Genomic DNA, 14166 nt, shown 5'->3' on the forward strand with positions numbered 1-14166 from the left:
CCTTCCGACCGAACCAACGGCAGCGGCCCCGGAACCGTGACCGACAAGTCCTACGAATGACATCGTGAGAGTCGGGCGAGGAGAAGGCCAGGCCACGGACCCGGAACCACCACCACCATCCTCAATGCCGAGGAGCCCGCGCCGCAGGCACGGGCGTCACGAGGCCGAAACCCGCCCCGCACCCTCGTAGGCCGAGGAGCCCGCGCCGCAGGCACGGGCGTCACGAGGCCGGATCCCGCACCCGTCCCCAGGCGCGCCTACCCCCGCACGACCCGCCCCATCCACGGCCACACGAAGCGGCCGATGAGCGCGAGGCCGAGCAAGGCGGCGACCAGCACGAGAATCCGCACGAATGTGTCGGCGCCGGTGATATCGATGACGATGCCCACGCCACTCACCGCGAAGAAGACCAGCAGCGCGCCGAGCACCGACAGCGCCGAGGCTGCACGCGTGACACGGACCGCGCGACGATGCTCCCAGTGGCGCAGCCGCCGCCGGCTGTTGAAGAGCCCCGCACCGACCAGCAGCGCTCCCGCCACCAGTTGCGCCAGCACCCACCACGTCGTGGGTTCCTCGACGGGCGAGCGGTACATGTACATCAGGTCGCGAAGGATGAAGGCGATCAGTACGGCGAGCAGGCCCGCCAGCAACATGGTCACGCCGACACCGATGAGCGGGCCCGAGAGCATGCCGATCGAGCGCAGTCGCCGGAGCTCGTCGGCTGGCATCGGAAGCCGCGCTGCAGCAGCCGACTCCTCCTGGGGCATCGCTGCGCTCATCCCGCGAGCGTACGCGCGCGCCGCCCGGTGCGCCTCAGCATCCTCGGGCGCAACCCGCATCCAGGCCGCGGTCGCCGTGGGAGGCGGCGTTCGCGCTGCCGCTGTCGGCTGGCCGGGGTGCTGCCGCGCGCCGTTCAGCGTGGCGTCAGTGCGCGCAGGCCATGCTCGAGGCATGCGGGTGCTGCTGGTCGACGACGAAGTGCGCCTGACCGACGGCATCCGCCGCGGGCTGCAGGCAGAGGGCATGACGGTCGACGTCGCGCACGACGGGGTCGACGGCCTCTGGCGCGTGCGCGAGTTCACCTACGACGTCGTGCTGCTCGACGTGATGATGCCCGGGATGAGCGGCTATCGGGTGTGCCAGACGATGCGGGCGGAGGGCATCTGGGCGCCGGTGCTCTTCCTGACCGCCAAGGACGGCGACTGGGATGAGGTCGAGGGCCTCGAAACGGGCGGCGACGACTGGCTCACGAAGCCGTTCTCGTTCCCGGTGCTCGTCGCGCGCATCCGAGCGCTCGCGCGCCGCGGCGCTCGCGCCCGGCCGGTGGTGCTGGAGGCCGGCGACCTGCGCCTCGACCCGGCGGCGCGCACCGTGCACCGCGGCGAGGCGCTGATCGCGCTCACGGCGCGAGAGATCGCGGTGCTCGAGCTGCTCATGCGAAGGCGGGGCGAGGTCGTGACGAAGACCGAGCTGCTCGACGATGTCTGGAGCGAGGACTTCGACAACGATCCGAACATCGTCGAGGTCTACGTGGGGCGCATCCGACGCAAGATCGATCGGCCCTTCGGGCGCACGGCGATCGAGACGGTGCGCGGGGCCGGATACCGGCTGGCGGCTGACGGTGGCTGAGCCCCGCGCGGCTCGGCCCGCTCGCCGCGGCGCGTCCATCCGCGTGCGCATCCTCACGTCGGCGGTCGCGCTCGTGGCGCTCGCGCTCGGCCTCGGTGCCGTGACCCTTGTCTGGACCCTCGATCGCATGCTGCAGGCATCCGCCGCGCAGCAGCTCACCGACGAGCTCGCGGCGCTCGCCGAGGGCATCGACCAGGGCACCATCCAGACGGCTGCGCTCACCGAGCGTGACGACGACATCCTGGTCGCGCTGCGATCCGAGACCGGCGTGGTCGTGAACGCGGATCTCGCGGCGGAGGTGCCCGTGCCGACCGGTCGGCAGCCGATCGTGACGACGATCGCCGACGAGCGCTACATCGTCGTCGCGACCGAGGCCGATGCGGGGACGATCGTGGTGGCGCTCGCGATGGGGGCCATCGACGACACCGTCCGGTCGACGACAGCGCTGCTCACGATCGCGGTGCCGCTCACCGTCATCCTGGTCGGCACATTGGTCTGGATCGTGGTCGACCGCGCCCTCGCGCCCGTGGAGCGCATGCGCGCGGAGGTCGATGCGATCGACGCGAGCGCCCTCGACCTGCGGGTGCGGACGACGAGCCGCGGCGACGAGGTCGACCGGCTCGCGACCACCATGAACCGGATGCTCGCTCGGGTCGAGGAGGGCGCACGCGCCCGCCGGCAGTTCGTCTCGGACGCATCGCACGAGCTGCGGTCGCCGCTCGCGACCATGCGGCAGTTCGCCGAGCTCACGCGCGCGCACCCCGCAGCGGTCGCACCCGGTGAGCTCGCGGAGGTCGTGATCGACGAGAGCGGTCGGATGCACACGATCGTCGAAGGGCTGCTGCTGCTGGCGCGGCTGGATGAGCACGAGACCGGCCAGCGCCGCCCGGTCGCCCTGGACGAGCTCGCGCGGGCGGAGATCGAGCGGGTGCGCGCCCTGGGGCGCGAGGTCGACGGCAGCGCCGTGCGCGCGGCGCCCGTGGTGGGCGATGAGCGGCTCCTGCGCCGCGCATCCCGCAACCTCGTCGACAACGCGCTGCGCCATGCCTCGGGCCGGATCGCGATCGGCTCGGTGGTGCGCGAGGGTCGTGCGCTGCTGTGGGTCGACGACGACGGCACCGGCGTTCCCGTCGAAGATCGCGAGCGCGTCTTCGATCGCTTCACGCGCCTCGACGAGGGGCGGTCGCGCGATGCCGGCGGCTCGGGGCTCGGTCTCGCGATCGTGCGGGAGGTGGCGGGCGCGCACGGCGGCGATGCCTGGATTGCGAGTGCCCCGACAGGCGGCGCGCGGTTCGTCCTGGAGCTGCCAGCGGCCCTCGGTGCGACCGATGCCTGAACGACCCTTCCGTGCCGTTCAGTGTCGCGTCAGCGACCGTGCAGGAGGCTGGTCCTCATGAACGAGCAGTCCTCCACGGGCTCGGAGTCTGACCGCGACCCCGCAGCGTTCGCGCCGGACGATCCGCAGCCGAGGCACCCGGCGCCGACCGAGTCCGCAGAGGACGCGCACCCCGCAGCCCCGCGCGACGCGGCCGAGCGCTCCGAGCCGAAGCGCGGCGGGGGCATGCTCAAGCCGCTCCTGGTCGGCACGGGCGCTGCCGTCGTCGTGCTGGGCGTCGCCGGCATCGGCATGCTGATCGCCGACGCGGCATCGAACGACGCGCAGGCGCCCGTGAGCGCCTCCGAGCAGTCCGAGCCTGTCCAGACGCCACCGGCCGCGACGCCACCGATCGCGACGCCTCCGGTCGAGTCACCACCGGTGGAGACGCCACCGGCCGGAACCGAGGCCACGCAGGGCAGCGGGGCAGGCGACGGCACCGGCTCGGATGGGCCCTCCGCGCCGGCCTCGCTCGTGGCGGCCATCGATGCAGCGGTCCGCGCGGCGGGCGGGGGCGGTGCCACGAGCATCGATGTCGGGTCGCAGGGCTGGGAGGTCGGCGTGCGCCTCGACGACGGCAGCCGTGTCGACGTGTGGGTGCCGACCGGCGGCGATCCGGTGGTGAGCGCCGACGACGACGAGCGCACGAGCGATGCTCCGCTCGATCCCGCACGAATCCCCGCCATCTGTGCCGCCGCCATCGCTGCCGCCGGTGGCGGCTCCGTGACGATGATCGAGACCGACGACGAGGACGGACGGGCGGGCTTCGAGGTCGAGGTCGCGGTCGGCGCCCAGCAGGTCGACGTCGAGCTCGCCGCCGACCTGACGGTCGTCGCCGTCGACCGCTGACTCGCGGGGCTGCCGATCGCAGCATCCCCACGACGTCCGCGGGCGACCGCAGCGCATCGCGGCGCATTCGACGGGTCACGACGAGAAGAACGCCTCGCTCATCTCGCGATAGCGACCGGGTCGAGCGGCGAGCTCGTCGTGCGTGCCGGAGTCGACGACTCGTCCCGCATGGATCACGTACACCCGATCGGCCTGACGCAGCGTCGAGAGCCGGTGGGCGATGACCACCACCGTGCGGCCGGCGGTGAGCCGTGCGAGACCCCGCATCACGAGCGTCTCACTGATGGCGTCGAGCCCGCTGGTCGGCTCGTCCAGCACGACGATGGGTGTGTCCGCCGCCAGTGCGCGAGCGATCGCGATGCGCTGGCGCTGGCCGCCCGAGAGCGAGGCGCCGGCCTCGGCGATCTCGGTGTCGTAGCCATCCGGCAGTCGATCGACGAACTCGTCCACGTACGCGGCCTCCGCAGCCGCGATCAGGTCGTCGCGGCTCGCCTCCGGGGCGCCGTAGGCGATGTTCTCGAGGATCGTGCCGGCCACCATGAGCGGATCCTGCGGCACGACCGCGATCTGGCTGCGCACCGACGCGATCGTGAGGTCGCGCACGTCGCTGCCGTCGAGCAGCACCTGACCGGAGGTGACGTCGTACAGGCGCGGAACCAGGCTCGCGACCGTCGACTTGCCGGCTCCGGTCGCACCGGCCAGCGCCACGACCTCGCCCGGGCGGGCATGCACCGAGACGCCGTGCAGCACCGGCTGGCCGGCGGTGTAGCCGAAGCTCACCGATCGGAGCTCGATCTCCCCGCGGAGCGGGGGTGCATCGACGGCGTCGGGTCGCTCCTCGACGATCGTGTCTGATCGCAGCACCTCGTCGACGCGCTCGGCACCCGCTTGGGCCTTGCCGATCGTCGAGGCGAGGCGGGCGAGTGCCTTCATGGGTGCGTAGACCTGCTGCAGGTACGCGAGCAGCACGAGGAGGACGCCGAGGCTCATCTGCCCGTTCAGCACCAGCAGGGCACCGACGAACAGCACCGCAGCGCGACCCACCTGCGTCACCATCTCCACCGCGGACGGCAGCCGAGACTCGAGGTCGACCTGCCGCAGCCCGGCGTCGAGGCGCGCTCGGGAGTGCGTGTGGAATCGATCGAGGCCGCGGCGCTCGGCGGCGAACGACTGCACCAGGCGGATGGTCGAGAGGGTCTCCGTGACGTGACCGGCGACGCGGCCGTCGTGCAGGCGAGCCTCGCGCGACGCCTGCTTGATGGCGCCGCGGTAGTGATGCACCACCGCGTACAGCGCCGGAGCGACGCACAGCAGCAGCAGGGCGAACACCGGCTGGATCACGATCGCCACGACGACGATCCCGAGCAGCAGCGCCAGATTGGGCAGCAGGACGCTGAACACGGCGATCAGCAGCGCCTTGATCGCGTCGACGTCGCTCGTCAGCCGAGCGGCGAGGTCGCCGACGCGGTGCTTCCCGTGGAACGACAGCGAGAGGCGCTGCAGGTGCGCGAAGACCTCCGTGCGCAGGTCGGTGATGATGCGCTCCCCCACGCCCAGCAGCAGCCGCGATGACGCGTAGTTGCCGAGTGCGGCGAGGCCGGCGAGCACGACCATGGCGAGCGCGCAGGCGGCCAGCACCACGATGGGCGATCCGGCGGCGGGCCCCAGCAGATCGCCGAGCGGCCCATCGGGCGTCGTGCCGCGCAGCACGTCGTCGACGACGATCTTCAGCGGCCACGGCAGTGCGAGCTGGAGGGCGGCGACGACCAGCACCAAGAGGCCGCCGACGGCCGTCACCCCCCGATACGGTCGTAGCAGGCTTCCGAACCTGCGGAGGATGCTCAGCACGCTCGCTCGCCTCCCAAGCTCGTCGCTGCGGCGCCGACGGGCTCCAGCGCTTCGGCACCGCCGTCGTGCAGGTGCCGCGCCGCGGCCGCGATGCGCGCGGGCCCCGTCTCGTCGTCGACGGGGCCGCTGCCGAGCACGAGATGCAGGTGCCGTCCCGCCCCGTCGACGGCGCCGACCAGCGCATGGCCGGTGGTGGGACTGGTCGCGAGCAGCTGACCGGTCTGCTCTGCCGGGTCGTGCGCGACCCACGCGACGGTGGTCGGTGCGTGCGCCGCCCACCAGGTGCTGCCCTGTGAGGAGCGCAGGGCGGGGCGGCCCTGTGCGAGCAGGGCGGGGTAGTCCGGCGAGAGGGCGACCGTCGTGCGCAGCTCGCCCGGCATGCCGGTGCGATGCACGCACACCACCAGGTCATCGCCGTCGACGGTCAGCAGCACCCGCTTGGTGAGGCCGAAGTCGGGCCCGGGCTCGACATCGATCAGCTCGACCATCGCCCGCTCGGCTGTCACCTCGACCTGCCCGACGTCGTGCCGGTGATCCTCCGTGCCGAGCACGCCCAGTGCCCCGGGGTGGTTCGGCGGGCTCTGCATGTGCCGGTGCAGCTCGGTCTGGAAGTTCCAGTGGTCGGCGGGGTTGCCCACGAGCACCACGCCCCGCGGGGCACCGGCCGCATCGACCTCTCGGCGCACGAGCAGGGTGAGCCTGCCGCCGTGGTGCGGCGAGAGCACGGCGAAGAGCCGGTCGCTGCTGACGACGAGCTCGTCCCTGCCGTCCTCATCGAGGTCGACGAGCCGCACCCCGAGGCCGCGACGCGTCGCATCCGCGACCCATCGGGCCGCAGCCAGCACCGCGAGCGCGTCAGCGGCGTGCGCGGCCGTCGCTCGCGCCCAGGGCGCGGGGGCGCGGGCACCGTCGGTGTCGGGATCCTGCCAGGCGGTCTCATGGCGACCCAGCATCACCAGGCGCTCCGCCAGTGCGCAGAGCCCGGCGTCGGTCGGCATGTCCTCCGCCTCCTGCAGCGCGGCCTCGGTGCGGTCGAGGACGGCAGCGAAGGGCTGCCAGCGCGGGTCGTCCGACCAGGCTCGGTAGTCCTCGCCTGAGCCGTGCTGGTGCGCGAGCTCGTAGTAGGTGCCGCGCTCGACCGGCCGCTCGATCTGGTCGTCGGGCGCGAGCCGATCGCACCAGGCGTCCAGGTCGACCGGCTGCAGCAGGCCGGAACGCTGCACCCAGCGCAACCCGTGCGCGTAGCGCTCGAGCGCCCGTTCCCAGCCGGCCACGCCTGCGACGCGCTCGAGGTCGTCGGCGAACACGAGCAGCGGCTCGCTCGCGCTCTCTGCGGCGTCGAGCGCCAGCTCGGCGAGCAGCTCGAGGTGTTGCGGATCGTGCGGGGGGATGAGGTAGCGCAGCTGCGACGCGATCGGGACTGCCACGAGCCCCTCGCCGTCGGCGATGCGATACGGCGCGAGCGTCGCGGTGTCCAGCTGCCCGCGGATGCTGCTCGGGAACCCGTCGGCGTGCCAGCGGTACGGGCCGGTGGCGTCGAACGCCGCGCGCGGGCTGCCGGGGTACTGCCCGTCGCTGAGCGGATGGCCGAGCCGGTCATCGAGCAGCACCCGGCGGTACCGCACCCCCGTGGCTGCCGCGTCGACGAGCGGCGCCGCGACCGAGGAAGTCTCCCAGACCCGCTCCGGCACCCACGCGGTCCGGAGCTGCTCGCGCGGGATCTCGAGCAGATCCTCCGCGAGCTCGTGGAACGCCCGCAGCTGCCGACGATTGTGGCTCGGCGACGACAGCGGCATGATGTTCTCGCCGTAGGTGCCGCCGATGAGCGTGATCAGCCCGCTCGAAAGATGGCCGCGCAGCCTGGACAGCAGCGCCGGGCGATGCCATGCGATCGACTCGAGCGCGGGCCCGGAGATGTGCAGCGACGCGGGCACGCCGAGCTCCACGTGCAGAGCGAGCACGGCGTCGTATCCGGCCGCGGTCACGCTGATGCCGTCGCGGTCGTCGTACCCGTCGGTGATGACGAACTGGTTCGCGTGGTGGACGAAGGCGATAGGGGCCGCGCTCATCGGACGACCTCGCGGTCGCTGGCGAAGGAGTGCAGGACCTCGAAGAGGTCGCCTGCCAGCGCGACCTCGGCGATCGTCAGCCACACCTCGATGAGCTCGGATCTGCCGGTCGCGTAGGTGATGAGCTCGAAGTGCAGGCTCTGGATGAGCGCGCGAGCGATCTCCGCAGGGACCGCATCCGCGTCCGTACCGCTGGCTCGCCACGTGCCCCAGAACGCGGATGCGGATCGTGCGCCGGTCAGGAGCGACCCCGTGCGCAGCCAGGAGAGGATCAGCAGCTGCGCGATGGCGTAGCCGACGTCGTACGAGGGCCGACGGAGACCGGCGGTATCGAGGTCGAGCGCCGTGACGGTCGGCGCCTCGAGCTCTAGCGCCGTGACGGTCGCCTCGTCGAGCTCGAGGTGGAGGTTGTTGGGATGCAGGTCGCCGTGGGACGCCACGAGCGGAACGGCGGCGGCCTCGCCCGGCGCGGCGTAGAGGCGGTGCGCGACGTCATGCTCGAGCGCCCGCAACCGCTCGGCGTGCTGCGGGAACCGGTCCGCCAGGAGCGTCGTGCTCGTATGCATCTCCCGCTCGGCCCGGTGGTCGGTGCGCACCGGCAGGTCGACCGTCAGCGACTGCAGCCGGACGAGCCACCGGGCTGCCGCGATCGCTGCGCCCGTGCCGCGGGCCGGGCCCGCGAGCGTCCACTCCGACCACGACTGGCCAGGCGCGATCTCGGTGACGAGCGTGCGATGCCGCTCCGACCAGCCGCGCGGGAGCGTGACCGCGTCCGTGGCGGGAGGAGTCAGGCCGGCGTCGGCCAGGCGGCGCAGCCACTGCGCGGTCCAGGCGCCGCGATCGTCGCCGTACTGTTTGAGCACGAGCGGGGCGGCATCCGCATGCACGATGGCCAGACGCTTCGCGCCGGATCGCAGCAGGTCGAGCTCGAACGGGTGCCGCGAGCACTCGGGCACGGTCTCGGCCAGCACCTCGGCCGCCCACCGGTTCGCGGCATCGCGCGTGGCTGCATCGGCATCCAGAGCCTTCCCCCGGTCGACCGCATCCTGCTCCCCCGCCGAGATGGTCGCCGCCGGCGATCCCTCGACCCTCTGCCCGTGCCGAACCTCAGTCTCGTTGTGCATGAGGCCACCCTCACGGGCATGCGCTGACGCGACTCTGAACAACCCTGAACAGCTGTTCAGCCCGGGCTGCTCGGGCGGGGCGCCCCGGCGGGGCTGCTCGGCGGGGCTGCTCGGCCGGGCTGCTCGGGCGGGGCGCCCCGGCGGGCTGCTCGGCCCGCTGCTTGGCCGGGCTACTGGGCCGGGCTACGCGGCCGGGCTACTCGGCCGGGCGCCCGCCCACGGCTCGGCGGCGCGAGCGCTGCACGAGCGCCGTGCCGACCGCGAGGCCCAGCGCGACGCCGGCGATGTCGGCCACCGCATCCCGCATGTCTCCGGAGCGCTCCGGCAGCAGCAGGTGCTGCACGAGCTCCGAGGCGACGGCGTGCGCGACCAGCACCACTGCGAGTCGCAGCGGCCGGATGTCCGCGAGCGTGCCGAACAGCGCGGGCAGCAGGAAGACCGCCGCGTGCACGAGCTTGTCGAGGCCCGGCACCTGCGGGGTGCCGTCCGGCGTCGACGGCGCGTAGAGCACCGAGAGCTGCACGAGCAGCGCGAGCAGGAGGGCGACCCAGGCGAGCCGGATGCGTCTGTCGGATGCCGCTGCCGATGCCATGCCTCGATGGTGGCACGGCGCGCGCGCCCGCCTGACCTCGCGGGTGCGCTGCCGCACCGGCACCCGGGATCTTGCCCCTCGTCGCCTGGCCCGCACAGGTGTACGTTCGCCGCATGCAGGACGATCCCGTCTCCACGAACCCGCAGCTCTACTCCGTGGTGTTCGAGAACGAGCGCGTGCGCGTGCTCGAGTACCGGGACAGCCCGGGCACCGCGAGCACACCGCACCGGCACCCCGACAGCGTCATGGTGACGCTCAGCTCGTTCGATCGCCGGCTCACCGCTGGCGACCGGCAGGTCGACGTCTCGCTCGCCGCGGGCGAGACGCGCTGGCTGGACGCCCAGACGCACAGCGGCGAGAACACCGGCGCCACCGAGACGCACGTGCTGTTCGTCGAGCTGAAGGAGCCTGCTTCGAAGCGCGCGGACGTCGACCATCTCGGCCCGCAGCGGCTGAACTCGACCTGATCGCAACGGACCGCCGCGCCGTCGCTCGACCCGACCGCAGGTCACCGCACCAGCCCCGCCGACCCCGGCCGGCGGTCACCGCACCAGCAGCAGCTTGCCTCCCGGCGCATCCGCGGAGCCCATCAGGTCGTGCGCCTTGCCGGCCTCCTCGAGCGCCAGCGTCGCGCCGATCACGGGGCGGACGGTGCCCGCGGCGATCGCGGGCCAGATGTGCTCGCGCACCTGCGCGATCACCTGCTGCTTCGAGCCGCGGCCGGTGCGCGGCCGAGCCCGCAGCGTCATCGCGCGCAGGGTGGCGCGGCGTCGCATGAGCGTGCGCAGGTCGAGTTCTGCCGTCGTGCCGCCCTGCACGGCGATCACCGTGAGCGTGCCGTCGAGGGCGAGCGCCTCCAGGTTGCGCTCGAGATAGCTGCCGCCGATGACGTCGAGGATCGCGCCCGCGCCGCGGCCGTCGGTGGCCGCCCGCACCGCCTCGACGAAGTCCTCGCTGCGGTAGTCGACGACGATCTCTGCGCCCAGCTCGCGGCACAGCTCGTGGTGGCGGGCGCTTGCCGTGGTCGCGACCCGCCAGCCGGCGCCGGCCAGCATCTGGATCGCGACGGTGCCGATGCCGCCGCTGCCGCCGTGCACGAGGGCGAGGTCACCCGGCTCGGGCGATGGCAGCTCGCGCAGCGCCGTCCACACCGTGCAGACCGACTCGGGCAGCGCCGCGGCCTCGACCAGCGTGACCCCGTCGGGCACCGGCAGCAGCTGGGTCGCCGGCACGGCCACGCGCTCGGCGTAGCCGCCGCCCGCGAGCAGTGCGCACACCTCGTCGCCGACGGCCCAGCCGGTGACCCCGTCGCCGAGCGCCGCGATCGTGCCAGAGCACTCGAGGCCCAGGATCTCCGACTCGCCCGCCGGCGGCGCGTAGCCGCCCGCCCGCTGCAGCAGGTCGGCGCGGTTCACCGCCGTCGCCGCGACCTCGACCAGCACGTCGCCGGGCGCGGCCACCGCATCCGGCACCTCCACCCACTCCATCGGCCCGTCGACCTCGAACTGCATCGCCCTCATGCTGTGCTCCCCTCGCTCGTGCACCCATTCTGTCCCTGGACCGACCGCGCACGCGGGCTGCGTCGCGTGTCAGGTTCTTGCAGATTTCGGGGCCCGACAGAGCAAGAAGTCGACACGCGCCCCTGCCGTCGGATGTCGCGGGCGAGAACGGGCGGCGAGAGTCGGCAGACGCGCCGACGGGCAGTAGCTACGCGTAGTGCGCGGCGAGGCGGCGCAGGCCCTCGTCGATCGAGACCGTCGGCGTCCAGTCGAGGGCGGTGCGCGTCTCGCGCTGATCGAACCAGTGCGCGGTCGACAGCTGCTCGGCCAGGAAGCGCGTCATCGGCGGCTCGTCGCTGCCGGGTCGGATCGCCCAGACGCGCTCGACCGCCGAGCCGGCCGCGCGGGCGAGCCCGGCCGGGATGCTCCAGCGCGGGGCAGGCACGCCCGCGGCGAGGCAGATGCCCGCGAGGATGTCGGCGACCGGTCTGGGCTCACCGTTGGTGACCACGTAGGCCTTGCCGCGGGCGACATCCGCTCGGTGCAGGGCCGCGACGATCGCGCTCGCCGCGTTATCGACGTAGGTGGTGTCGATGAGCGCGCGCCCGCCGCTCAGCAGCGGCACGCGGCCGCGCCGCGCCCGCTCGACGACGCGCTCGATCAGCTGCGTGTCGCCCGGGCCCCACACGATGTGCGGCCGCACGGCGAGCACGTGCATCGCCTCGCTGTCGCGCTCGAGCGCAAGCAGCTCGGCAGCTGCCTTGGTGCGGGCGTAGTCGCCGCGGGCATGCTCGGGCGAAGCGGGCTCGGCGCCGACGCCTGCGAGCGAGGATCCCGTGTGCGCGACCGAGGGCGAGGAGACCTGCACGAAGCGGGTGACGCCCGCGTGCTCGGCCGCGTCCAGCATCGTGCGCGTGCCCTCCACGTTCACGCGGCGGAAGTCGTCCGGATCGCCCGCAAGCGAGACTTTCGCGGCGAGGTGCACGACGCCGTCGATGCCGTCCATGGCGCGCGCGACGTGGGCCGGGTCGGTGACGGAGCCGAGCGCATCCGTCGCGCCCGGCACGCTCGACGGTCGGCGCTGCAGTGTGCGCACCTCGTGACCGGCATCGACGAGTGCCGCCGCGACGGCGCGGCCCAGGAAGCCGGAGGCGCCGGTGGCGAGCACCCTCACGAGCGGCCGCCGCCGCTGCGGGTCTTCACGGCGTGCCCGCTCGTTCGCCGGCGAGCATCCGCTCGGCCCAGTCGGCCAAGCGAGACCGGTCGATCTTGGAGTTGTGGCGGATGTCGGTGGGGAGCCGCGGCACCACGAGCACTGCGGCGAGTGGCACGCGGGAGCGCTCGCGCGCGGCAGCCGTCAGCTGCGGGTCGGCGAGGCCCGGGCGCGGTCGCCGGCGCTGACCGTCGACGACCGGCTCGATCACCGCGACCGCCTGCCGCAGTCCGTGCGGGCCGATGCCGACGAGCGCGGCGCGGCGCACGCCGTCGACCAGCTCGACATCCTGCTCGGCGCCGACCGGAGCGACCGGGCCGTCGGCGGTGACGATGACGTGCTGGATGCGGCCCTCGATCCAGAGGCGGCCGTGCTCGTCGAGGTGGCCGATGTCGCCGGTGCGGTGCCAGCGGGGTCGGGGCTCGCGCTGGTCTCGTGACGCGGGCGCCTGCGGCGCGCGCTCCTCGACCGACGGGGGGTGGGGCTCGCTCTGGTCTCGTGACGCGAGCGCCTGCGGCGCACGCTCCTCGACCGACGGGGGGTTGGGCTCGCGCTGGTCTCGTGACGCGGGCGCCTGCGGCGCACGCTCCTCGACCGACGGGAACTCCGCGAGCGCCTGCGGCGCACGCTCCTCGACCGACGGGAACTCCGCGGGCGCCTGCGGCGCGCGCTCCTCGACCGACGGGAGCCTGTCGAGCGAGGCCGTGCCGCGGGTCGCCGCGCGGTCCGTGAGATAGAGGCGGTCGTAGTGCTGCTTCAGGTGCGGCGCCGAGATGATGATCTCGCCGAGCACACCGGGGGTGGCGCTCGGCCTCCCCGTCGCGCGGCCGTCGGCGTCCAGGGCGCTGACGAGCGCGCGATTGGTGCCGATGGGCGTGCCGACGCACACGCCGGCATCCGGCGCCTCGGCCGCGTCGTGGACGCCCGCGAGCGTGATGTCGGCCACCAGCAGGCACTCGGTCATGCCGTAGGGGGTGTGCGGCGTCGCATTTGGCATCAGCTCGGCGACCGCCGTGAGCATTGCCGCGCTGATGGGGGCGCCGGTGGAGAGGAAGGTGCGCACGCCTTCGAGCGCGCGGCGGTCGTCGCCGGTGAGCGCGTCCGCCGTCTCGACGACGTTCAGGATCGCGGCGGGCGAGAGGAAGACGATGCCCGCATCCGACGCTTGCACGGCATCGGCGACCGCCCGTGCGGTGAGCGTGCGCGGCGAAGAGACATCCATGTCGGGGGTGACCGAGCGCGTGCCGAGCGCAGGGCCGAGCAGCGCGAACGGCGCGAAGCCCGTGACGAGCCCGATCTCGGGCGTGATCTCGAGGTGGGCGGCGAGCACGTCGCGCAGGGCGCTCAATTGCCCATGCCGGTAGACGACGCCCTTCGCGGGCCCGGTCGAGCCGGAGGTGAACAGGATCGCCGCCTCGTCGTCGGGGCCGGGCTGCTCGGGCGCGGGGGCGCCGCGGCCCAGCTGGGCGACGTCCGCGAGGCTGCGAGAGACGCCGAGCGCGGTCGCTGCCACGCGCGGCAGCCGCTCGGCGGAGATGCGGGTGCCGGGCCAGCCGAGCGCGCGAGCGGCAGTGAGGCCGAGGCGCTCGCCGATGACGACGTCGGGCCAGGAGCCTCGCACGGCGCGAGTGAGTCCGCGGATGCCGAGGCCCGCGTCTGCGACGACGACGACGGCGCCGATGCGGAGGCAGGCGTAGAGCACGGCGGTGAGGGTGGGTCCGGGCTGCAGGAGCAGCGAGACGCGGTCGCCCTTGCGGATGCCCGTGGCGTGGAAGCCGGCGGCGAGCTCGCGCACGCGGGCATCGAGCTGGCGCCAGCTGACGCGGCGCTGGCCGCCGCGGGCGGCCATGTCGACGACAGCGACGGCGTCGTCGCCGGCGCGCTGGTCGAGGCCGTGCCAGAGGGGGGTGAAGGGGGCTTGGTCTCGTGACGCGGGCTGCGGCGGCTGCTCGACCGACGGGTGGGAGG

General features: G+C 73.5%; 12 protein-coding genes. 4 read left to right on the forward strand and 8 right to left on the reverse strand.

Annotated elements, in window-relative coordinates; translation table 11 throughout:
* Nucleotides 1-257: 257 nt before the first annotated feature.
* A complete protein-coding gene (locus ACJJVL_RS02855) occupies nt 258-779 on the reverse strand; it encodes a hypothetical protein (RefSeq protein ID WP_405216801.1) in 522 nt (173 codons plus the stop codon).
* Nucleotides 780-951: 172 nt separating this feature from the next.
* Here ACJJVL_RS02855 and ACJJVL_RS02860 point away from each other — a divergent pair, with 172 nt between their 5' ends.
* From ACJJVL_RS02860 to ACJJVL_RS02870, 3 genes are read left to right on the forward strand one after another with little or no spacing between them, the layout of a single operon-like run.
* Nucleotides 952-1629, forward strand: a complete 678-nt coding sequence (locus tag ACJJVL_RS02860; RefSeq protein WP_405216803.1) for a response regulator transcription factor — start codon at nt 952-954, stop codon at nt 1627-1629.
* Nucleotides 1622-2965 carry a sensor histidine kinase gene (locus ACJJVL_RS02865; RefSeq protein WP_405216805.1) on the forward strand — a complete coding sequence of 448 codons (1344 nt, stop codon included), beginning with the start codon at nt 1622-1624 and terminating at the stop codon, nt 2963-2965. Before ACJJVL_RS02860 ends, ACJJVL_RS02865 begins: the two co-directional genes overlap by 8 nt.
* A gap of 57 nt (nt 2966-3022) precedes the next feature.
* Entirely contained in the window at nt 3023-3853 is an 831-nt protein-coding gene (locus tag ACJJVL_RS02870; protein WP_405216807.1) for a hypothetical protein, read from the forward strand.
* A 75-nt stretch (nt 3854-3928) separates the two neighbouring features.
* Here the strand turns inward: ACJJVL_RS02870 and ACJJVL_RS02875 are convergent, their stop codons facing one another.
* The 4 genes from ACJJVL_RS02875 to ACJJVL_RS02890 form a co-directional block, all read right to left on the reverse strand.
* On the reverse strand, nt 3929-5701 hold the full coding sequence (locus tag ACJJVL_RS02875; RefSeq protein ID WP_405216809.1) for an ABC transporter ATP-binding protein: 1773 nt from the start codon (nt 5699-5701) through the stop codon (nt 3929-3931).
* Nucleotides 5695-7770 carry a hypothetical protein gene (locus ACJJVL_RS02880; RefSeq protein ID WP_405216810.1) on the reverse strand — a complete coding sequence of 692 codons (2076 nt, stop codon included), beginning with the start codon at nt 7768-7770 and terminating at the stop codon, nt 5695-5697. The genes ACJJVL_RS02875 and ACJJVL_RS02880 overlap by 7 nt, the downstream gene beginning before the upstream one ends.
* Nucleotides 7767-8894, reverse strand: coding sequence for a hypothetical protein (locus ACJJVL_RS02885; protein WP_405216811.1), 1128 nt, complete (start codon nt 8892-8894; stop codon nt 7767-7769). The genes ACJJVL_RS02880 and ACJJVL_RS02885 overlap by 4 nt, the downstream gene beginning before the upstream one ends.
* 196 nt (nt 8895-9090) lie before the next feature.
* Nucleotides 9091-9486, reverse strand: coding sequence for a VanZ family protein (locus ACJJVL_RS02890; protein ID WP_405216812.1), 396 nt, complete (start codon nt 9484-9486; stop codon nt 9091-9093).
* 113 nt (nt 9487-9599) lie between these two features.
* Between ACJJVL_RS02890 and ACJJVL_RS02895 the strand changes: the two genes are divergently transcribed.
* A complete protein-coding gene (locus ACJJVL_RS02895; RefSeq protein WP_405216813.1) occupies nt 9600-9953 on the forward strand; it encodes a cupin domain-containing protein in 354 nt (117 codons plus the stop codon).
* 75 nt (nt 9954-10028) lie between these two features.
* Here ACJJVL_RS02895 and ACJJVL_RS02900 read toward each other — a convergent pair whose 3' ends face one another.
* The 3 genes from ACJJVL_RS02900 to ACJJVL_RS02910 all read right to left on the reverse strand — a co-directional run.
* On the reverse strand, nt 10029-11006 hold the full coding sequence (locus ACJJVL_RS02900) for an NAD(P)H-quinone oxidoreductase (RefSeq protein ID WP_405216814.1): 978 nt from the start codon (nt 11004-11006) through the stop codon (nt 10029-10031).
* Between the two features lie 187 nt (nt 11007-11193).
* Nucleotides 11194-12159, reverse strand: coding sequence for an NAD-dependent epimerase/dehydratase family protein (locus tag ACJJVL_RS02905; RefSeq protein ID WP_405216815.1), 966 nt, complete (start codon nt 12157-12159; stop codon nt 11194-11196).
* 25 nt (nt 12160-12184) lie between these two features.
* The coding region (locus tag ACJJVL_RS02910; protein WP_405216816.1) for an AMP-binding protein at nt 12185-14166 on the reverse strand (1982 nt) is incomplete at its 5' end.

Origin of the sequence: Agrococcus sp. Ld7 (assembly GCF_045064095.1) — a bacterium.
GTDB lineage: Bacteria > Actinomycetota > Actinomycetes > Actinomycetales > Microbacteriaceae > Agrococcus.